This window comes from Arthrobacter sp. GmRoot5-12, assembly GCF_059739365.1.
This window is the reverse complement of record NZ_AP046056.1, coordinates 1,986,932-2,005,733: the sequence shown is the minus strand read 5'-3', so window position 1 is coordinate 2,005,733 and position 18,802 is coordinate 1,986,932. Positions and strand designations below refer to the sequence as shown.

General features: G+C 67.5%; 20 protein-coding genes. 3 read left to right on the top strand and 17 right to left on the bottom strand.

The window, feature by feature from the left end; all coding sequences use genetic code 11:
* Window positions 1-107: 107 nt before the first annotated feature.
* From AC6JAM_RS09190 to AC6JAM_RS09135, 12 genes are all read right to left on the bottom strand, one after another.
* On the bottom strand, window positions 108-920 hold the full coding sequence (locus AC6JAM_RS09190; protein WP_497934510.1) for an IclR family transcriptional regulator domain-containing protein: 813 nt from the start codon (window positions 918-920) through the stop codon (window positions 108-110).
* Window positions 921-943: 23 nt separating this feature from the next.
* Window positions 944-1,618, bottom strand: a complete 675-nt coding sequence (locus AC6JAM_RS09185; RefSeq protein WP_056392424.1) for a 3-oxoacid CoA-transferase subunit B — start codon at window positions 1,616-1,618, stop codon at window positions 944-946.
* A 2-nt stretch (window positions 1,619-1,620) separates the two neighbouring features.
* Window positions 1,621-2,322, bottom strand: coding sequence for a 3-oxoacid CoA-transferase subunit A (locus AC6JAM_RS09180; protein ID WP_018769796.1), 702 nt, complete (start codon window positions 2,320-2,322; stop codon window positions 1,621-1,623).
* Window positions 2,322-3,521, bottom strand: coding sequence for a thiolase family protein (locus AC6JAM_RS09175; RefSeq protein WP_018769797.1), 1,200 nt, complete (start codon window positions 3,519-3,521; stop codon window positions 2,322-2,324). The genes AC6JAM_RS09180 and AC6JAM_RS09175 overlap by 1 nt, the downstream gene beginning before the upstream one ends.
* Entirely contained in the window at window positions 3,518-3,958 is a 441-nt protein-coding gene (pcaC, locus tag AC6JAM_RS09170; RefSeq protein ID WP_018769798.1) for a 4-carboxymuconolactone decarboxylase, read from the bottom strand. The genes AC6JAM_RS09175 and pcaC overlap by 4 nt, the downstream gene beginning before the upstream one ends.
* Window positions 3,955-4,773 carry an alpha/beta fold hydrolase gene (locus AC6JAM_RS09165; RefSeq protein WP_018769799.1) on the bottom strand — a complete coding sequence of 273 codons (819 nt, stop codon included), beginning with the start codon at window positions 4,771-4,773 and terminating at the stop codon, window positions 3,955-3,957. The genes pcaC and AC6JAM_RS09165 overlap by 4 nt, the downstream gene beginning before the upstream one ends.
* On the bottom strand, window positions 4,766-6,241 hold the full coding sequence (locus AC6JAM_RS09160) for a lyase family protein (RefSeq protein WP_018769800.1): 1,476 nt from the start codon (window positions 6,239-6,241) through the stop codon (window positions 4,766-4,768). Before AC6JAM_RS09160 ends, AC6JAM_RS09165 begins: the two co-directional genes overlap by 8 nt.
* Window positions 6,238-6,795, bottom strand: a complete 558-nt coding sequence (gene pcaG / locus AC6JAM_RS09155; protein WP_018769801.1) for a protocatechuate 3,4-dioxygenase subunit alpha — start codon at window positions 6,793-6,795, stop codon at window positions 6,238-6,240. The genes AC6JAM_RS09160 and pcaG overlap by 4 nt, the downstream gene beginning before the upstream one ends.
* A 4-nt stretch (window positions 6,796-6,799) precedes the next feature.
* Window positions 6,800-7,672 carry a protocatechuate 3,4-dioxygenase subunit beta gene (gene pcaH / locus AC6JAM_RS09150; protein WP_018769802.1) on the bottom strand — a complete coding sequence of 291 codons (873 nt, stop codon included), beginning with the start codon at window positions 7,670-7,672 and terminating at the stop codon, window positions 6,800-6,802.
* Between the two features lie 56 nt (window positions 7,673-7,728).
* Window positions 7,729-9,600 carry a bifunctional sugar phosphate isomerase/epimerase/4-hydroxyphenylpyruvate dioxygenase family protein gene (locus AC6JAM_RS09145; protein ID WP_018769803.1) on the bottom strand — a complete coding sequence of 624 codons (1,872 nt, stop codon included), beginning with the start codon at window positions 9,598-9,600 and terminating at the stop codon, window positions 7,729-7,731.
* On the bottom strand, window positions 9,600-10,481 hold the full coding sequence (locus AC6JAM_RS09140; protein WP_018769804.1) for a shikimate dehydrogenase: 882 nt from the start codon (window positions 10,479-10,481) through the stop codon (window positions 9,600-9,602). Before AC6JAM_RS09140 ends, AC6JAM_RS09145 begins: the two co-directional genes overlap by 1 nt.
* A gap of 147 nt (window positions 10,482-10,628) precedes the next feature.
* Window positions 10,629-11,495 (bottom strand): IclR family transcriptional regulator, encoded by an 867-nt coding sequence (locus AC6JAM_RS09135; protein WP_018769805.1) that lies wholly within the window; start codon window positions 11,493-11,495, stop codon window positions 10,629-10,631.
* A gap of 234 nt (window positions 11,496-11,729) precedes the next feature.
* Between AC6JAM_RS09135 and AC6JAM_RS09130 the strand changes: the two genes are divergently transcribed.
* Entirely contained in the window at window positions 11,730-13,049 is a 1,320-nt protein-coding gene (locus AC6JAM_RS09130; protein WP_018769806.1) for an MFS transporter, read from the top strand.
* 110 nt (window positions 13,050-13,159) lie between these two features.
* Here the strand turns inward: AC6JAM_RS09130 and AC6JAM_RS09125 are convergent, their stop codons facing one another.
* Complete coding sequence (locus AC6JAM_RS09125; RefSeq protein ID WP_018769807.1) at window positions 13,160-14,248, bottom strand: ATP-dependent DNA ligase; 1,089 nt, start codon at window positions 14,246-14,248, stop codon at window positions 13,160-13,162.
* A gap of 62 nt (window positions 14,249-14,310) precedes the next feature.
* Entirely contained in the window at window positions 14,311-15,234 is a 924-nt protein-coding gene (locus AC6JAM_RS09120) for an AEC family transporter (protein ID WP_018769808.1), read from the bottom strand.
* Window positions 15,235-15,385: 151 nt separating this feature from the next.
* Between AC6JAM_RS09120 and AC6JAM_RS09115 the strand changes: the two genes are divergently transcribed.
* Window positions 15,386-16,612, top strand: a complete 1,227-nt coding sequence (locus AC6JAM_RS09115) for a pyridoxal phosphate-dependent aminotransferase (RefSeq protein ID WP_018769809.1) — start codon at window positions 15,386-15,388, stop codon at window positions 16,610-16,612.
* Window positions 16,613-16,762: 150 nt separating this feature from the next.
* The gene (locus AC6JAM_RS09110; protein ID WP_056392396.1) at window positions 16,763-16,999 is read left to right on the top strand and encodes a hypothetical protein; all 237 of its coding nucleotides are present in this window, start codon (window positions 16,763-16,765) and stop codon (window positions 16,997-16,999) included.
* 64 nt (window positions 17,000-17,063) lie between these two features.
* Here the strand turns inward: AC6JAM_RS09110 and AC6JAM_RS09105 are convergent, their stop codons facing one another.
* The 3 genes from AC6JAM_RS09105 to AC6JAM_RS09095 all read right to left on the bottom strand — a co-directional run bounded on the left by AC6JAM_RS09105 (window position 17,064) and on the right by AC6JAM_RS09095 (window position 18,722).
* Window positions 17,064-17,384: a MoaD/ThiS family protein gene (locus tag AC6JAM_RS09105; RefSeq protein ID WP_377204588.1), complete on the bottom strand. Its 321-nt coding sequence runs from the start codon at window positions 17,382-17,384 to the stop codon at window positions 17,064-17,066.
* The gene (locus AC6JAM_RS09100) at window positions 17,344-18,453 is read right to left on the bottom strand and encodes a WD40/YVTN/BNR-like repeat-containing protein (RefSeq protein WP_223993138.1); all 1,110 of its coding nucleotides are present in this window, start codon (window positions 18,451-18,453) and stop codon (window positions 17,344-17,346) included. The genes AC6JAM_RS09105 and AC6JAM_RS09100 overlap by 41 nt, the downstream gene beginning before the upstream one ends.
* Window positions 18,454-18,521: 68 nt before the next feature.
* Complete coding sequence (locus AC6JAM_RS09095; protein ID WP_018769813.1) at window positions 18,522-18,722, bottom strand: hypothetical protein; 201 nt, start codon at window positions 18,720-18,722, stop codon at window positions 18,522-18,524.
* Window positions 18,723-18,802 lie beyond the last annotated feature (80 nt).

Sequence of the window (18,802 nt, the reverse complement as noted above, 5' to 3'; positions counted from 1 at the left end):
CCGTCGTCCTCTTGCTTAACCTGGCGGCGCGGCGTGGCCCTGGTTGAGTGCGCAGGAACAGTCCCGGCGCACTCAGGCCAGGAGTGGACGCGCGGCTGGGGTTTTTGTTATCCGCGGGCGGTCAGGTCCGCGGAGATGAGTTTCGCGGTGGCCATGATCTCCTGCGCCACCGAGGCCAGGTAGGCTTCCCGGTCCGGTTTGGCCTCCACGGACTGGGCCTGCAGGGAGACGTTCACGGCGGCCACCACCTTGGGTCCGTCGTACACAGGAGCGGCAACGGACATCAGGCCCAGCTCCAGTTCCTGGTCCAGCAGGCACCAGCCCTGTGCACGGACCGTTTCCAGGACGGCCAGCAGTTCCTGGACGGACCCGAGGGCGCGGGGGGTCAGGGGCTTGATGTCGGCCGCGGCGAGATAGGCCTTGAGGTCCGACGCCGGCAGGTGGGCCAGCAGGACCCGGCCCATGGAGGTGGCGTAGGCGGGGAACCGGGTGCCCACGGTGATCCCGATGGTCATGATGCGGCGCGTGGTGACGCGGGCAATGTAGGCGATGTCGGCGCCGTCCAGCACGGCGGCCGACGTCGATTCGCCGAGTTTGAGGGACAGTTCCTCCAGGTGCGGCTGGGCCAGTTGGGGCAGCGACAGCCCGGAGAGGTAGGCGTAGCCCAGCTGGAGGACTTTGGCCGTCAGCGCGAAGGTCTTGCCGTCGGTGCGCACGTACCCCAGCTCCACCAGGGTGTGCAGGAACCGGCGTGCCGTGGCACGGGTCAGGCCCGTGCGGCCCGCCACCTCGGTGAGCGTCATGACCGGCCGGTCGGCGTCGAAGGCGCGGATCACCGCCAGCCCGCGGGCCAGCGACTGGACGTACTGGTCGCTGGCCTGCGGGGTTGGCTGGATATCGGTACCTGCGGCGTCGGTCATGGTAACCAATCCTAGGGCCGTCCTTAGCCGGCCGAGGCGGCCTTGAGCGGGACGGGGATGAGTTCCTGGAGTTCCTCGAGGGTGCAGCCAAAAGTCTCGCGGACGGTGACACCGTTGGGACCGGTGAGGAAGACGGCCTTGTCCGTGTAGACGCGGGTGACGCAGTTGACGCCGGTGACCGGGTAGGTGCAGGCCTCGACGATCTTGGAGGCGCCGTCGCGGGTCAGGAGGGTCATCATGACGAAGACGTCCTTGGCGCCGGTGGCCAGGTCCATGGCACCTCCGACGGCGGGAATCGCCCCGGGTGCGCCGGTGTGCCAGTTGGCCAGGTCACCGGTGGCCGAGACCTGGAAGGCGCCCAGTACGCAGATGTCCAGGTGCCCGCCGCGCATGATGGCGAAGGAGTCGGCGTGGTGGAAGTAGGAAGCGCCCGGGAGTTCGGTCACGGGAATCTTGCCGGCATTGATCAGGTCCTCATCGATCTCGTCGCCCTTGGCTTCGGGGCCCATGCCCAGCATGCCGTTCTCGGTGTGGAGGGTGATGTTCTGGTCCTCGGTGAGGTAGTTGGACACCAGGGTGGGCTGGCCGATCCCGAGGTTCACGAACGAGCCCGGGGCGATGTCGCGGGCCACGAGCCGGGCGAGGTCATCCCGGCCCAGGGGCGTGGCGGAGGTCTGGAGTGATGTTGCAGTGGTCAAGGTCAGGCCACCTTTCCGCTGGTGCCGGTTGCGCTGCGGTCTGAGGCCGGGACGCGGACAACCGTGTTGACGTAAATGCCGGGGGTGACCACGTTTTCCGGGTCCAGCGCCCCCGTGGGCACGATCTCGGAGACCTGCACGATGCTCTGCTTCGCGGCGGCAGCCATGATGGGGCCGAAGTTCCGGGCCGTCTTGCGGTAGACCAGGTTGCCCTTGCCGTCCGCCTTCAGTGCCTTGATCAGGGCGACGTCGGCGTGGATGGGGGTTTCAAAGACCTGGCCGCGGCCGTCAATGATCCGCGTTTCCTTGCCCTCGGCCAGCATGGTGCCGTATCCGGTGGGGGTGAAGAACCCGCCGATGCCTGCCCCGGCGGCACGGATCCGTTCGGCCAGGTTGCCCTGCGGCACCAGTTCCAGCTCGATCTCGCCGGCCTTGTACTTGGCGTCGAAGTGCCAGGAATCGGACTGCCGCGGGAAGGAGCAGATCATCTTCCGCACCCGGCCTTCCTTGATGAGCAGGGCCAGGCCCTGGTCGCCCTGCCCGGCGTTGTTGTTCACCACGGTCAGGTCCGTGGCGCCGCAGTCCAGCAGCGCGTCGATCAGTTCGAACGGCTGGCCGGCGTTGCCGAAGCCGCCGATCATCACGGTGGAGCCGTCCTTGATGCCGGCCACGGCTTCCTGGACGGTGTCAACAAAAGTCAGCATTACTGGTCCTTTCCAGCGGTGACGTTCTCGAGTACCACGGCCAGGCCCTGGCCCACGCCGATGCAGATGGCGGCGACGCCCCAGCGTTCGCCGGAGGCCTGCAGGGACCGGGCCAGGGTGCCCAGGATCCGGGTGCCGGAGGCACCCAGCGGATGGCCCATCGCGATGGCCCCGCCATGCCGGTTCACGATCGAGGGATCGATGCCCCAGGCGTTGATGCAGGCCAGGGACTGGGCGGCGAACGCTTCGTTAAGTTCGACGGCGCCCACCTGGTCCCAGCCGATGCCCGCCTTGGCGAGGGCTTTGTTCGCCGCCTCGACGGGTGCGTAGCCGAAGTACTGCGGATCATTCGCGTGCGCGCCGCGGCCGGCGATCCGGGCCAGCGGGTCCAGCCCCAGCAGCCCGGCGGCCGCCTCGGATCCGATCCACGCCGCGGAGGCGCCGTCGGACAGCGGGGATGCGTTCCCGGCGGTCACCGTGCCGTTCTCGGTCCGGAACACGGTCTTCAGCCCGGCCAGCTTCTCCACCGACGATCCGGCACGGATGCCTTCGTCGCGGACCAGGTCCGTCCCGGGCACCGGGGCGACCAGGTTGTCGTAAAACCCTTCATCCCAGGCGGCGGCGGAGAGGTTGTGGGAGGCCGCGGCGAACTCGTCCTGCGCCTCGCGGGTCACGTTGTACTTCTCGCGCAGCCGCTCGGTGGCCTCGCCCAGGGAGATGGTCCAATCCTTGGGCATGGCCTTGTTCACCAGCCGCCAGCCCAGGGTGGTGGAGGCCAGGGTCATGTCCCCGGCCGGGTAGGGCTTCTCCGTCTTGGGCAGCACCCACGGGGCACGGGACATCGACTCGGCCCCGCCCACCAGCACCAGGTCGGCGTCGCCGGCGTTGACCTGCCGCGACGCGATGATCGCCGCGTCCAGGGACGAGCCGCAGAGCCGGTTGACCGTGGTGCCCGGGATGGACACCGGCAACCCGGCCAGAAGGGTTCCCATCCGCGCGATGTTGCGGTTTTCCTCGCCCGCGCCGTTGGCGTTGCCGAACACCACCTCATCGATCCGCTCCGGATCAAGCCCGGGTGCCCGCTTCACGGACTCGCTGATAACGTGCGCGGCAAGGTCATCCGGCCGGACGCCGGCGAGGCCGGAACCGAACTTGCCAAAGGGGGTGCGCACGGCGTCGTACACAAATGCCTGGTTCATGGGGTTTTATCCGTTCCGGTGTTGTCCATGTCGTGGAACACCTGCTGTGCTGTCTTGAAGGCGGTGTTGGCGGAGGGGACGCCGCAGTAGATGGCGGTCTGGAGCAGGATCTCCTTGATCTCGTCCCTGCTCAGGCCGTTCCGGAGGGCGGCGCGGATATGCATGGCCAGCTCTTCCCAGTGCCCGTGCGCCACCATGGCAGTGATGGTGACGGCGGAGCGCATCTGGCGCGGGAGCCCCGGGCGGGTCCAGATACCACCCCAGGCGATCCGGGTGATCATGTCCTGGAAGTCCTCGGTGAACTCATCCTTGTTGGCGTTGGCCCGGTCCACGTGCGCGTCCCCCAGGACTTCGCGCCGGACCACCATGCCGCCGTCGTAAATCTCCTGGCTGGTGGCGCCGGGCTGGACCACGCCGTGCCGCTCATTTCCGCTCACTTGGCTGCTCCTTGGGATTCGGTCCAGCTGATCAGGCTGCGCATGAGATCGGCAACATGCGCGGGAGCCTCGGCCGGTGCCAGGTGCGCCACGCCTTCCAGCGTGACGGCAGTGGCGGTGCCGCCCCCGGCGGTGATGCCGGCTGCCACCTCGTCAGCCATGGCCGGCGTCGCCACGCCGTCCACCGCGCCGGCGATGACCTGGGTGGGGACGCGGATGCTGCCCAGCTGGCTGCGGACGTCGAAGGAGGCCAGGGCCTCGCAGCAGAAGGCGTAGCTGAAACGGTCGGCGTCGCGCAGGGCGTGCAGGAGCCGGCTGCTGAACTCGGGTTCCCGGTCCATGTAGCCCGGCGCGAACCAGCGCTGCGCCGAGCCCTGGATCATCACGGGTGTGCCCTGGGCGCGGACCGTTTCGGCCCGTTCCAGCCAGCCCTCCGGGGTGCCGATCTTCGCCCCGCTGTTCTGGATGGAGAGGCTCTTGAGCCGCTCGCCGTGCTTGATGCCCAGCTGCAGGCCCACGGCGCCGCCCAGTGAAACGCCGGCGTAGTGGAATGTTTCACCGGGGGCGATGGAATCCACCAGGTCCACCACGGCGTCCGCGAGGGCTGCGACGTCGAAGGTTTCGGTGGCTGCCGGAGAGACGCCGTGGCCGGGCAGGTCCCAGGCGACCACGTCGTAGTCATTGCCGAGCAGGGTGGCCACCCTGTTCCACAGGATGGAGGAGGTGCCCAGGGATGGGCCCGCCACCAGCAGGGGGTGGTCGCCAAGGGGTCGCTGGGGGGACAGCAGCGCTGCCTTCAGGGTTGGCTTAGCCACGGGAAGCTCCGTTCGCGTCGGTGGTCTGGGAATCAAAGTCGGGGAACGCCGCCAGGATGCGGCGGGAGATCTCGGCCGCCTGGCCCAGGTAGCTGCCGGGGTCCAGGAGCTCCTCCAGCCGCTGGTCGGGAACGACGGCGGCAGGGACGGCCTCGCGGAGCAGCTTCCGGTAGGTGGCGGCCTGGTCGGAAGGCGGTGCTTGAAGGGTCTCGTCCACCACGTCCTGCAGCTGCTGCTTGCCGGTGCGGCCGTCCTTCCCGTCCAGGAGGGGCGCCACGGCCGCGCTGACGCCTTCTGCCAGCAGCAGCGGCCCGGACAGGTCCAGGTTGCGGCGCATGGCGTCGGGGAACACCTGGAGTCCTTCGGCGAGCTCACGGATATGTCCGGCAGCGCCGAGCGTGAGCGCCAGGAGCTGGCGGAGTGCCGGCCATTCGATGTGCCAGGCGCCGTCCGGGCGTTCGTCGTTGAAGGTGGCGGCGGCCAGGTGCAGCTGGGCAGCCAGGCCGGGCGCCTGCAGTGCGGCGCTGCGGACCAGGACGGACAGGACCGGGTTCTGCTTTTGCGGCATGGCAGAGGAAACCCCGCGCCCGGGAGCGCGTGGCTCGGCAAGCTCGGCCACCTCGGGCCTGCTCAGGAACAGGACGTCCGCGGCGATCTTTCCGAACGCATCCAAAACCGAAGCCAGCCCATGCCCAAGGGACGTGATGGCCAGCCGGTTGGTGTGCCAGGGAGCCGCCGCGGGGGCCAGGCCCAGCTGGGCGGCCAGGGCATCGGCCAGGGTAAACGGGGTGGCAGTGGATCCGTCGGTCAGCACGGTTCCGGCGGCGAGCGTTCCCGCAGCCCCGCCGAACTGGACCGGGAACTCCAGGCCTTGCAGCTGCCGGCCCGCGGCGGCCACGCCCTGGAACCACTGCGCGGCCCGGAGCCCGAAGGTATAGGGAAGCGAATGCTGCGTCAGGCTCCGGCCCACGCACAGCGTCTGCGCATGTTGCCCCGCCAGGGCGGCCAGCGCCGCGGCGGTGCCTTTGAGGTCGGCCAGCACGGCGTGGACGGTGTTGCGGGCCACCAGCATGAGGGCGGTGTCCAGCACGTCCTGGCTGGTCAGGGAGGTATGCACGGCCTTCCCGGCACCGATCCCGGCGCTGTCCAGCGCGGCCACCTTCTTCCGGAGGTCCGCCAGCAGCGGAATGACCGGGTTGCCGCCGCCCTGGGCACGCAGCGCGATGTCGGCGAGGTCGTATCGCCCTGCCTCGGCAGCGGAAGCCACGACGGCGGCAGAACCGGCAGGTGCCAGGCCGGCCCGTTGCAGCACGGCTGCCCAGCCCGATTCGACGGCGAGGATCGCCGCCAGCACTGCCCGGTCCCCCGTCAGCGCCGCCACCAACGGTGACGCTGATACGGGACTGAGCAGGCCGGCGTCGGCCTCTTCCGCGAAGGCGCGCAGATCTCCCGGGGCGGCGTTGGTCACTGGAAGTCCAGGAAGACCGTCTCGCCCTCACCCTGGAGGCGGATGTCCCAGGTGAGGCCGCCGTCAGGGTCGCGGCGGGCGATGAGCGTCTTGCGGCGCTCCGGATCCAGCGAGCTGAGCAGGGGGTCGTTGGCCAGCGCCTCGGCGTCCTCAGGCAGGTAGATGCGGGTGAACAGCCGGTTGGTCAGGCCGCGGGCAAAGAGCGCCACGGAGATGAACGGCGCCGCGCCCGGTTTGGTGGGGCCGGGGTTGACCGTGGTGAACGTGAAAACGCCGGAGTTGCCCACGGCGCCGCGGCCCCACCCGGTGAAGGTGTAGCCGTCGCGGACCAGGGAGCCGGTGCGCTGGACAACCCTGCCGTCGGCGTCCGGCTGCCAGATTTCCAGGATGGCGTCCGGGATGGTGTGGCCGGCGCCGTCGTAGACGGTGCCCTGCAGGCGGATGGAGCCCGGGAAGCCGGGAGGCAGCAGCTCGTTGTCCTTCTCGAACGGAAGCGCATAGCCATAGAAGGGGCCAACGGTCTGGCCCGGGGTGGGAACAAGTTTGGTGCTCATTTTCCTACTCCTCGTCACCTTCTGCGCCGAGCGCCTCGTTTTCGGTCCAGGTCCGCTTGGGCCCGGTCAGGACGATGTCCCAGTTGTAGCCCAGGGCCCACTCGGGCTCGGTGAGGCTGTGGTCGTAGGTGGCCACCAGGCGGTCGCGGGCGTCCTGGTCCACGATGGTCTGGTAGATGGGGTCCAGCGGGAAGAGCTGGTCGCCCGGGAAGTACATCTGGGTGATGATGCGCTGGGTGAACTCCGTGCCGAACAGCGAAAAGTGGATGTGGGCGGGTCGCCACGCGTTCAGGTGGTTCTTCCAGGGGTAGGCGCCGGGCTTGATGGTGATGAACCGGTAGGAGCCGTCCGGGCCGGTGATGCAGCGGCCGATGCCGGTGAAGTTGGGGTCGATCGGGGCGGGGTGCTGGTCGCGCTTGTGGATGTAGCGGCCGGACGAGTTGGCCTGCCAGATTTCCACCAGCTGGCCTGCCACCGGGCGGCCGTCGCCGTCCAGGACCTTGCCGGCGACGATAATCCGCTCGCCCAGCGGTTCGCCGTTGTGCTGGATGGTCAGGTCGGACTCCAGGGCGTGCACGTCCTGGTGCCCGAACGCCGGCGAGTACAGCTCGATGGTCTCCGGATCCGCGTGGTGCAGGCTCTTGGTGGGGTGGCGCAGGATGCTGCTGCGGTACGGCGGGTAGTCCAGCCGCGGCTGGGTTTCCGGCTGGGCGCCGTCCTTCAATGCCCGCTGGTAGGCCTCGCCGATGGCGTTGATCTCTGCGCTGAGGTCCGCCTGTGACTCGATGGCCTTGTCCAGGGGCTGGTGGGCAGCCTTCGGTTCGGCCGGGGGCACGAGTTCCTCCGACTCCAGCTCGGCGGTGATGTCTTCCGGCATGGCTGGCTCCTTTCTGATCTGTTCGGTTTCTTGCGTCCGGGGTTGTGTGGTGCGGTCTAAGGCGTGCGGTGCAGCGAGTCGTACTGGACGGCGTGGCGCACCGGAGCATTGGGGGCGCCGTAGCCGTCGTAACCGCCGCGGCGTTCCACCATTTCGAAGAACACGCTGCCCACGGTGGCGGTGTAGAAGTGCAGGAATTCGCCGTCGGCGTCGCGGTCGAACAGCAGGTTCAGCTCCTGCAGGGTGGCCAGGAACCCAGGCTCCAGGTCGAACCGGGCGTCCAGGTCCTCGTAGTAGTTGGCCGGGATCTGCAGGAATTCCAGGCCCCGTTCCCGGGCTGCCCGGGCTGTGGCCACGAGGTCGTCCACGGCAAAGGCGATGTGCTCCTGGTAGGTCTTGCGGACCTCGCTCCGTGCCTGCTGGATGGGGGCAAGGTTGAGCACCAGCCGCACCGCGCCGTCGGAGGTCTGCATGACCTGCGAGCGCACCAGCCCGCTGGGACTTGGCACCTCCGCGAACGGCTGCGGCTCCAGGGCCAGGGCGCTGGTGTAGAAGAGGACAGCTTCGTCGAAGTGCTGCCACGGCTGGGCAAGATTGACGTGGTCGATCACGGCACTGGCTCCGGCGGACGGGTGCTCCAGCCCCTCCCCGAACTCGTGGGTCCACGCCGCCGTGCCGTCCGGGCTGCCCTGGCAGAGAAAGATCTCGGTGGAATCGGGCGCGGAGATGCCCTGGAAGACTTCCTCGTCCGCCTGCACCTTGCGGGCCACCACGGGGGCCTTGAGCTGCTGGGCGCGCGCCGAGGCAATCACGGGGGAATCGACGTCGAACCCCAGTGCGGCAATGGCCGGCTCGGCATGCCGGGCCGCCTGTTCGTTGATGATCACCCGGGCCTGGCCCATGGTCCACAGCTGGACGTCCTTGGTGCGGTGCCTGCCCTCGAAGGCGAAGCCCAGCTGGCCCAGGAGTTTCTCCAGCTGCGCGGTGTCGTCCGCCTTGACCTCGGCAAAGTTGAAGCCCGCGGGTTCGTTCACCTTGGGCAGGGTGGCAAGTTCCATGGGGTAACGACGGCGGAGCGCTGCTCCGTTGCCTGGTGCGGCTTCGGTACCGGCCAGCCATTTGGCGCTCTGTTCTTCAAGCCAGATGAGCGACCGCATGGCATCCACGGCCGTCCGCTCCACGTCCGACTGGCGGAAAACGTCATTGAAGACTTCCAGCGAGACGGGTCCGGTGTACCCGGCCCGGACCACGTGGCCCATGAACTTGGCCAGCTCAAACTGGCCCTCGCCCGGGAACACCCGGTAGTGCCGGCTCCAGGACAGCACATCCATGGAGAGCTTGGGGGCGTCCGCAACCTGGACGAAGAAGATCTTCTCCGGGTTGAATGCCTCAATGTGGGCGGTTTCCCAGTCCCGCGAGAGGATGTGGAAGGAGTCCAGGCAGGTGCCCAGATTGGGATGGTCAACCATCTCCACCAGCCGGTAGGCATGCTCGTAGTCGTTGACGTACTTGCCCCACGCCAGCGCTTCATAGGCCACCTTGACGCCGTGGTCGCCGGCCAGGTTGGCAAGCTGTGCCAGCTGCTCGGCGCGGAGGCCGTCGTCGTCGATGGTGGCGGTGGCAACGTTGGAGCAGACCAGGATGGTGTCCATGCCCAGGCGGGCCATGAGCCGGAACTTGGCCTCGGCCCGGCGGAGGTTGGCCTTCAGCAGGTCCGGGCTGACGCCGTCGAAATCCCGGAAGGGCTGGTAAAGATCCAGGCCAAGGCCCAGGTCGGCGGCCAGCTTGCGGACGTCCTCGGGACTCAGCGGGGACGTCACCAGGTCCTGCTCGAAGATCTCGATGCCGTCGAATCCTGCGATGGCGCAGGCCTGCATCTTCTCTTTGAGGGTTCCGGACAGGCAGACGGTGGCGATTCCGGTGCGCATCAGGCAGCCACCTCTTCCGCTGCCACGAGCTCCAGGAAGTGGGCGCGCATGCGGTCCGGGTCCGCGTCCAGGCCGGTGAAGATCCGGAACGCGTCCGCGGCCTGGCCCACGGCCATCCGGCCGCCGTCCAGGACGTCGCAGCCCTTGGCCCGGGCGCCGCGGACCAGTTCCGTGTCGATGGGGCGGTAGACGATATCCGCCACCCAGTGCCGGGACTCCAGCAGGTCCAGGTCCAGCGGCACGCCGGGGTGGGCGGCCATCCCCACGGGGGTGCAGTGAACCAGGCCGTCGGCCACGCGCATCAGCTGCGGCAGCTCCGCCGTCGTACCTGCCGTGACGGTGCTGTCCGGGAAGAAGCCCTGGAGCTCGGCGGCCCGGGCTGCCGCGCGTCCCGGGTCCACGTCCACCAGGTGCAGGGTCCTGACGCCGGCGGTCAGCAGGGCGTAGGCGACGGCAGATCCGGCACCGCCGGCACCGAGCTGGACCACGCGGTCCAGCGACGCCCCGGGGAGGCCGGAAGCCAGTGCCGCGGCGAAGCCGGAGAAGTCGGTGTTGTAGCCGATGAAGCGGCCGTCCCGGATCACCACGGTGTTGACGGCGCCCAGGCGGCGGGCGTCCGGGGAGATTTCGTCAAGGTACTCCAGGACCAGCTGCTTGCAGGGATGGGTGATGTTCAACCCATTGAAGCCCAGCGTCCGGGCGCTCTGCAGGATGCTGCCGACGGACTCGCCCGCCAGGCCCAGCTCCAGGAGGTCGATGGGGCGGTAGAGGTAACGCAGGCCCTGCACGTCACCTTCCCGTTCGTGCATGGGCGGCGTGAGCGACGGCGTGACACCGTCTCCAACCAGTCCCACGAGGTAGGACTCAGTTCGAATACTCATCCGTGCAGCTCCTTTGGTAACGGCACCGGCAGTGTCCATGCGGGGATGGGCTGCGCCGGTGATAGGGATTACAGTACAGCATTTGTTCACTTCTCGCACTACTGTTCGAGATACGAACCAAATATTTTGAGTAACGGCACAGGCGCCTTAGCCGCGCTGCGGAAGGCGTGCAGCCAACTCGGCTGCCGCATCGACCAGGACGGGGACGTGGGCCTCCAGCTCCTCGAGGCTCAGGCGGAAGACCGGAACGGCCGTCGCCAGGGAGGCAAAGGCGTGGCCCTGGCTGTTGAGCAGGGGCACCGCCACGGCACGCATGCCGGCCTCGTTCTCCTCATCCATGACCGCGTAGCCGCGGCGGCGCACCTCCTCGATTTCCGCCCGGAACGCGTCCCGGTCGGTGATGGAGCGGGCGGTGAGCGCCTCGAGCGGGAGTTCCGCGAGCAGCCGCTCCCGTTCCGCATCCTCGGCGAATGCCACCAGGGCCTTGCCGACGGCAGTGGTGGACAAGGAGCCCAGGTGGCCCGGATCGCTGGTGACGCGGAAGATCTGCGGCCCGTCCACCTTGCTGACGGTGAGGTGGTGCAGGCCGTCCCGGACGCTGAGGATGGTGGCTTCCCCGGTCTGCTCGGTCACCCGGCGCAGGATGGGCATGGCAGTGCCCGCGAAACCGTGGTGGTTGGAGACCCGCTGGCCCAGCTGGAAGATGCGCAGGCCCAGGTGGTAGCGGCGGCCGTCCGGCTCGTAGTCAACAAAGCCGTCACGGGTCAGGGATCCGAGCAGCCGGTAGGTTGTGCTGAACGGCAGTTCCGCGCGGCGGGAAATTTCCGCGGCGCTGGCACCGCGGGGTTCGTCCCCCAGGAGGACAAGCAGGCCCAGGGCCTTGCCCACCATGTCCGTGCGTTCCGCAGGACGCGCGCCAACCTTCGCCTCCGGGGGCATGGCGTTCACGGGCTCCGTGGCGGCAGGGGCAGCAGCGGATTCTTCATTGGCCGCTGTGGTTTGGTTCACACTCATGGCAATCATGTTGCCACAATGTGAGAGCTATTTCTAGATGGTGATTATTTTCTTGACAGGTGACTGCCCTCACAGTCATAGTTTCTATATCGCACAAGTAGCTCCCACCATGTGGCTACTGACGCCGGGTCTTCTTCCGGACTCCAGCCGCATCGCGCCCCGCCCGCACCAAGGCAGCGGCGGCTGCGACCTCCAGATCCATCCGCGACAATGTCGTCACACCAAAGGAACACCATGAGCCAGACACTTCCGTCCGCCGGGGCGGGTGCCCTCACCCGTGCCGGGACGCCCAGGAAAGCAGCCCTCGCCAGCTTCCTGGGCAGCGCCGTCGAATACTACGACTTCTTCATCTTCGGATCCGCTGCGGCGCTGATCTTCCCCAAGGTCTTCTTCCCCGATGCAGACACCAACGCTGCCATCATGTCCTTCGCCACCTTCGGCTTCGCCTACGTGGCACGTCCCGTGGGCGCCATCATCCTGGGCCACTTCGGCGACCGGGTGGGCCGCCGGAAGGTCCTGATGTTTACCCTGCTGCTCATGGGCGCGTCGACGTTCGTGATCGGCTGCCTCCCCGACTTCCACACGGTCGGCTGGTGGGCCCCGGTCCTGCTGGTGCTGGCCCGCCTGTGCCAGGGCCTCTCCGCCGCCGGTGAGCAGGCCGGCGCCTCGTCCATGACCCTGGAGCACGCTCCGGACAACCAGCGTTCCTTCTTTACGTCCTGGACCCTCACCGGTACCCAGGGCGGCCAGATCCTCGCCGCCCTGGTCTTCATCCCCGTCCTGGCCCTGCCGGATGAGATCAAGTACGGCATCGGCTGGCGCGTCCCGTTCTGGCTCAGCGCCGTCGTGGTCATGGTTGCCTTCTTCATCCGCCGCACGCTGCACGAGCCGCCGGCCTTCGAGGAAGCGCAGAAGAACGCCCAGATCTCCAAGCTCCCGGTGGCCGACCTCCTCAAGGGCCACTGGCGCGACGTCCTGCGTGTTGTCGCCTGCGCCTTCATTGCCGCCGTCTCCACCGTCTTCGGCACCCTGGCCATCAGCTACGCCAAGACCGTGGCCGGAGTGGACGGCACCACCACCCTGTGGCTCGTCGTGGGGGCCAACCTGGTGGCCCTGGGCACCCAGCCGCTCTTCGGGAAGCTCGCGGACAGGATCGGCCGCAAGCCCGTCTTCATTTACGGCGCCGTGGCCAGCGCAATCCTCACCCCGCTGTTCCTGCTCAGCCTGGAATCCCACAGCATCCCGTTGATGTTCGTTGCAGCCATCGGCTTCTTCTCCTTCGGCTACGCCGCCTCCAACGCCGTGTGGCCGTCCTTCTACGCCGAGATGTTCAGCACCAAGGTCCGCTTCTCCGGCCTGGCCATCGGCACCCAGCTCGGGTTCCTGATGGCTGGCTTCGCCCCGGCCATTGTGGCTGCGATGGGCGGCATCCAGGCGGGCGGCTGGGTCCAGATCAGCATCTTCACCGCCATCATCTGCGCCATCGCCGCCGTCTCGGCACTCACGGCCAAGGAGTCCTTCCGGACCCCCACCAACCTGCTGGGCGTGAAGTAGGCGCCGACGTCACACCAGCCCGGTTTAGAGCCGGAAAGCCCGCCATTCCCCCAAATGGCGGGCTTTCCTTCGTGAAAGATGGGCTGCTTCGGAAGCGTCCCGCAGGGCACTTACCCCCGCCCGGTCTCCAGCACCGAGGCCAGGTCAAAATTGACCGGTTCCTCCAATTGCTCATAGGTGCAGGACTCCGGGTCCCGGTCCGGGCGCCAGCGGTTGAACTGGGCCGTGTGGCGGAACCTGTCGCCCTCCATGTGGTCGTAGCGGACCTCCACCACCAGTTCGGGCCGCAGTGGGACGAAGGACAGGTCCTTCCCGGCGCTCCACCTGCTGCCTTCGGCGTTCCGCGGCGTCCGTTCCCCTTCTTCCTGCTTGCCCCACGCCCACGGGTGGCCCTCGAAGCCGGTCACCAGCGGCTGGAGTTCTTCGAACAGTTCCTTGCGGCGCTTCATGGGGAAGGCGCCGATCACGCCCACGCTCGCCAGGCCGCCGTCGTCCTTGTAGAGGCCCAGCAGGAGGGACCCGATAGCATCGGGACCGCTCTTGTGGAGGCGGTATCCTGCCACCACGCAGTCGGCCGTGCGCTCGTGCTTGACCTTGAACATCACCCGCTTGTCCGGCTCGTACCGGCCGTCCAGCCGCTTGGCCACGATGCCGTCCAGCCCGGCGCCCTCGAACTGTTCGAACCACTGCGCGGCCGTGGCTTTGTCCGTGGTGGCAGCTGTGAGATGGACCGGGGCGCTGCTGGCCGCGAGCGCCTTCTCCAGCGCGGCCCGCCGCTCAGAAAAAGGCCTGCCGGTGTAGTCGTCGTCGTCCAGCGCCAGCAGGTCGAACGCCACGAAGCTCGCCGGGGTTTGTTGGGCCAGCAGCTTCACCCGGCTGGCCGCGGGGTGGATGCGCTGCTGCAGGGTGTCGAAATCCAGCCGGTCGCCGGACGCACCGATAAGGATGATCTCGCCGTCCACCACGCAGCGCGGCGGCAGGTTTTCCTTCAGTGCCGCAACGAGCTCCGGGAAGTAGCGGGTCATGGGCTTCTCGTTGCGGCTGCCGATCTCCAGGTCATCACCGTCGCGGAAGATGATGGACCTGAAGCCGTCCCATTTTGGCTCGTAGCTGAGGTCCGCGCTTCCTGGAATGCCGTCAATGCCGCTGACGGCCTTGGCGAGCATGGGCGGGACGGGCGGCATCACGGGAAGTTCCATAGTGCCCATTCTTGCCCGGCCAGCGCCCTGCACGGTAGGGCGGCGCGGCGGCGGAGTGGTTTTCAGCCTGCCAGCAGCCAAACCACCAGCACCAGCACCGGCGCCGCGGCGGCGGTGGAGAGCAGGATGGTTTCCCGCGCCACCGCCACCCCCCTCCCGTACTTGCTGGCGAACAGGAACACGTTCTGGGCCGAGGGAAGCGCCGCCATGAGCACTACGCCCAGCAGCATGTGGTGGTCCAGGTTGAAGAGGAAGCGGCCGACGACGAACGCCACCGCCGGCATCACCGCGGACTTGAGTGCCGTGGCAGTGAGGATTTCGGCCGTGTGGCCGCCGCTTCGAAGCATCTTTGTTCCGTGCAGCGACATCCCGAAGGCCAGGAGCACCACCGGCACTGCAGCACCGCCCAGGAGCGTCAGTGGAGCCATCACCGGAGCCGGAAGCTGCACATGGAACGCGGCCAGGACCACGCCCAGGAGCGAGGCGATGATCATGGGGTTCCGGAAGGGCTGCGTCAGCATGAGCCGGGGCGAAAACCGGCCGGCCTCGGAGAGGTCCAGCAGGGTCAGGACCAGCGGGGCGAACAGGAGCAGCTGGACCAGCAGGACCGGAGCTACGGGAGTGGCGTCCCCCAGGGCATACAGCGTGATGGGGATGCCGATGTTGTTGGCGTTGACGTAGGAGCCCGCCATCGCGCCCACGGCCGTCTCCGCGAGCGGCCGCGGAAACCAGATCCGGCTGGCGGCCACATACAGGAGGGCCGTGATCGCCGCCGTGATCATGGCGAGCGGAACGTATGCGGAGAGGACCACGGAGAGGTCCGATTTCAGCACCACGGTGAAGAGCAGCACCGGGTTGGTGATGAAGAAGGCGGTCCGGGTCAGCGCCGAGATGGTGGGTTCATCGCCCAGGCCGCAGCGTGCGGCGATGTAACCCACGGCAATGACGACGCCGATCACCGCCAGTCCGATCAGCACACCGCCCACGTGGGGTACTTCCTTCCGCTCCCGCCGCATCCTGCCGCGCCGCAGGACAAAGTACTACAAGTCTCAAACTTATCGGACAAGCGGTCCCGACATTGCCAGGTGGGCCGCGTGACCCGCTGCCCCCGGTGTGCGCTGTGTGAAAAGATCAACCATGCACGCAATGCAGCACTCCAGCAAGCTTGAAAACGTCCGGTATGAGCTCCGCGGGCCAGTCCTGCAGGCGGCCAAAAACATGGAGGCCGAAGGGCACCGGATCCTCAAGATGAACCTCGGGGACACGGCGCCGTTCGGCCTGGAAGCACCTGAATCCGTGGTGGTGGACATGATCCACCACCTTCGCGGCGCCCAGGGCTACAGTGACTCCAAGGGCATTTTCACGGCGCGGACCGCCATCTCGCAGTACTACCAGACGCGTGGCCTGATGAACATCGGGGTCGAAGACATCGTGATCGGCAACGGCGTCAGCGAACTGATCTCCATGTGCCTCCAGGCGTTCATGGAGAACGGCGACCAAATTTTGGTCCCGGCACCGGACTACCCTTTGTGGACCGCCGCCGTGACCCTGACGGGCGGAAAACCCGTGCACTACGCCTGCGACGAGGCGGAGAACTGGTGGCCGGACATGGCCGACGTGGAGGCAAAGATCACCAGCCGCACCAAAGGCATCGTGATCATCAACCCGAACAACCCCACCGGCGCCGTCTACCCCCGCCACATCCTGGAGCAGTTCGCGGCGCTGGCCCGGAAGCACAACCTGGTCCTGTTCTCGGATGAGATCTACGAGAAGGTGCTGTACGACGACGCAAAGCATATCCACACCGCGTCCGTGGCTGAGGACCTGTGCTGCCTGACGTTCAGCGGACTGTCCAAGGCCTACCGGATGCCTGGCTACCGGGCAGGATGGGTGGCCATCACCGGACCGCTTGCCGCTACCGCCGCCTACCGTGAAGGCCTTGAGCTGCTTGCCTCGCTGCGCCTTTGCGCCAACGTTCCCGCCCAGCATGCCATCCAAACCTGCCTGGGCGGCTACCAGAGCATCGAGGCGCTGGTGAAACCCGGAGGCCGGCTGCGCGAGCAGCGGGACCTTGCCCATAGACTCCTTACCGCCATTCCCGGCGTGACCTGCGTGCCGGCGTCGGGCGCCATGTACCTGTTCCCGCGCCTGGACGCGGACCTGTATCCCATTGCCAATGACGAAAAATTCGTCCTGGACCTGCTCCGGGACCAAAAGATCCTGGTCTCCCACGGCTCGGCCTTCAACTGGCCCGCGCCGGACCACTTCCGGTTTGTCATCCTCCCCTCGGTGCTGGACATCGAGGAAGCCGTCCGGCGGATTTCCAGCTTCCTGGCCGCCTACCGCAACGGCACGGACGAATAACGCCGGGGACATGTAAGCAGAGGCAGGAAACCGCAGCGGCGCGAAGAACTAACCGGGCGCTAACCACGGGGAAACCGCTACGCAACATTCCCGGCCCACACTGGGTAGTGCAGGCAAGAGCCGGCACCAGCTCCAGCCAGGAGGCCCCCGATGTTGAAGAAAGCGACCACGCATGTAACCAGAGTCCGCGCCCTGGACCAGCTCCACCGCGGTGACGAAATCGAAGCCCGCCTCTCCGTAGGCCCTTCCTACGACGACGTGGTGATCCGCCGCGGCAGCGTGCAGGAAACGGCGCCCGGCATCGGGGTGGTGTGGATCCTGGACCGGATCACGGGGGTCCGGAAAGCAATCAATACGGACGAATGCACCGTCTGGCGTGTGGCATAGGGACCTGGATGCGGGGCTGCGGGCGTAGTCAGTAAGGACTGCCCGCCACCGGCCCGCCTCCCGGTTAGCCGCCGGCCACGGACTGGATCACCAGTACTTCCTGGCCCGGCGCCACCCTGGTATCCAGGCCCTGCAACCGCCGCACCTCGTCGCCGTTGACGTAGATGTTGACGAACCGGCGCAGCGCACCGGTTTCGTCACGGAGCCGCCGGCCCAGCACCGGGTAGTCGGAGGCCACCGCATCGAGCAGGCTTTCCACCGTCACCGGCCCGTCCGCGGGCGCAGTCAGTACGGACTGCCCGCCGGCCAGGGGCTGCAGGACGCTGGGCAGCAGCAAAGAAATCTCAGGCACCTGCCACCACGGCCGCCCTGACACACAGGACATCAGGCAGGTGGGAGGCCACCTCCCTGAATGTCTCCCCTTCATCCGCACTCGCATAGACCGTCCCGCCCCGCGTACCGAAGTACACGCCGGCGGGATCTGCGGTGTCCACGGACGCCGCGTCCCTGAGCACGCTGTTGTATTCGTGCTCAGGGAGCCCGGTGCTGAGCCGCTTCCAGGTGTTCCCGGCGTCGTCGGTGCGGTGGACGGCAAGCTTTCCGTCGGGCGGGATGCGTTCGCCGTCGGCCTTCAACGGAATAACCCAGGCGGTGCCCTCCCTGCGGGGATGCGTGAGCATGACGAAGCCGAAATCGGCAGGCAGGCCTTCGGCGATGGATGTCCAGCTGTCCGCATTGTCGTCCGTCCGGTACACCCCATGGTGGTTCTGGGCATAAAGGCGCCCTTCCACGGCGGCATCGGCGGCGATCTTGTGCACGCACTGGCCGAACTCGGGGTTGGGGTCCGGCATGAAGTAGGCCGAGATGCCCTTGTTGCGCGCCTCCCAGGAGGTGCCGCCGTCCAGCGAGCGGTAAACGCCGCCAGTACTCATGGCAACGTGCACCGTTTCCCCGGCCGGCTGGACCACGATCGAATGCGCAGCCGCCCCGCCATAGCCCGCTCCCCATTCGCTGCGGTGCGGGTGGTCCCACAAGCCGCGGTTCAGCTCGAAGTGCTCCCCGCCGTCCGTGGATTTCCAGACGGAGATGGGTTCGGCTCCGGCCCATACCACTCCGGGGCGGGACCCGGCGTCCGGATAGATCTGCCAGACCCGCTCCAATGCTGCCCCGGTGTCCTCTGGGAACTTGATGGCGCCCTGTTCCGGCTCGGTCCAGGTGGTGCCGAAGTCGTCGGAGTGGGCAACCGTTGGTCCCCAGTGCGGACTGCGGACACCCACCAGGATGCGCGTGCGGCCTTCCCTGGTATCGATCCCGATGCTGGGGATCTCCGCCATGAGGAAGTGCGGCCCGGTGAAGGACCACTCCTGCCGGTCCCGGCTCGTGGCAAGCCACAGCCCTTTCTTGGTCCCGATTGCCAGGACAAATGATTCTGCGGCCGTTGCCATGCGGACCATGCAACCACCGGATCAGTCACCGCGCAACGTTTCCAGGTGCGCAGGCTCCACATTCACAGAGGCAGGAGTCAGTCCACGAACTCCGACTGCGTCTGGATGAAGTCCCAGTCGGCGACGGTCAGCACGGCGGCGGGATTTCCGGGGTGCGGGCCGCCCGCCTCAGCGATGCCCTGGAGCACCGGAAGGGGCAGTTCCTCCGCATAAAGGTTTTCCCGCAGCCACTCTTTGCTGGCGAGGTCCAGGTCCAGCCACCACATAAAGATTTCCACGAAACCCCTCCTTGCGTCGCTTTAAACGTTAGGCGCGGCCCCTCCGGGGGACAAGGTGCTGCGGCCGGAAGCAGGTGTGT

What these genes read in the sequence shown, in the direction of transcription:
- AC6JAM_RS09175 (WP_018769797.1), bottom strand. Translation starts at nt 3,521, where the DNA reads ATGAACCAGGCATTTGTGTACGACGCCGTGCGCACCCCCTTTGGCAAG.
- AC6JAM_RS09115 (WP_018769809.1), top strand. Translation starts at nt 15,386, where the DNA reads ATGCACGCAATGCAGCACTCCAGCAAGCTTGAAAACGTCCGGTATGAG.
- AC6JAM_RS09100 (WP_223993138.1), bottom strand. Translation starts at nt 18,453, where the DNA reads ATGGTCCGCATGGCAACGGCCGCAGAATCATTTGTCCTGGCAATCGGG.
- AC6JAM_RS09110 (WP_056392396.1), top strand. Translation starts at nt 16,763, where the DNA reads ATGTTGAAGAAAGCGACCACGCATGTAACCAGAGTCCGCGCCCTGGAC.
- AC6JAM_RS09180 (WP_018769796.1), bottom strand. Translation starts at nt 2,322, where the DNA reads ATGCTGACTTTTGTTGACACCGTCCAGGAAGCCGTGGCCGGCATCAAG.
- AC6JAM_RS09125 (WP_018769807.1), bottom strand. Translation starts at nt 14,248, where the DNA reads ATGGAACTTCCCGTGATGCCGCCCGTCCCGCCCATGCTCGCCAAGGCC.
- AC6JAM_RS09105 (WP_377204588.1), bottom strand. Translation starts at nt 17,384, where the DNA reads ATGTCCTGTGTGTCAGGGCGGCCGTGGTGGCAGGTGCCTGAGATTTCT.
- AC6JAM_RS09145 (WP_018769803.1), bottom strand. Translation starts at nt 9,600, where the DNA reads ATGCGCACCGGAATCGCCACCGTCTGCCTGTCCGGAACCCTCAAAGAG.
- AC6JAM_RS09135 (WP_018769805.1), bottom strand. Translation starts at nt 11,495, where the DNA reads ATGAGTGTGAACCAAACCACAGCGGCCAATGAAGAATCCGCTGCTGCC.
- pcaH (WP_018769802.1), bottom strand. Translation starts at nt 7,672, where the DNA reads ATGCCGGAAGACATCACCGCCGAGCTGGAGTCGGAGGAACTCGTGCCC.
- AC6JAM_RS09190 (WP_497934510.1), bottom strand. Translation starts at nt 920, where the DNA reads ATGACCGACGCCGCAGGTACCGATATCCAGCCAACCCCGCAGGCCAGC.
- pcaG (WP_018769801.1), bottom strand. Translation starts at nt 6,795, where the DNA reads ATGAGCACCAAACTTGTTCCCACCCCGGGCCAGACCGTTGGCCCCTTC.
- AC6JAM_RS09140 (WP_018769804.1), bottom strand. Translation starts at nt 10,481, where the DNA reads ATGAGTATTCGAACTGAGTCCTACCTCGTGGGACTGGTTGGAGACGGT.
- AC6JAM_RS09130 (WP_018769806.1), top strand. Translation starts at nt 11,730, where the DNA reads ATGAGCCAGACACTTCCGTCCGCCGGGGCGGGTGCCCTCACCCGTGCC.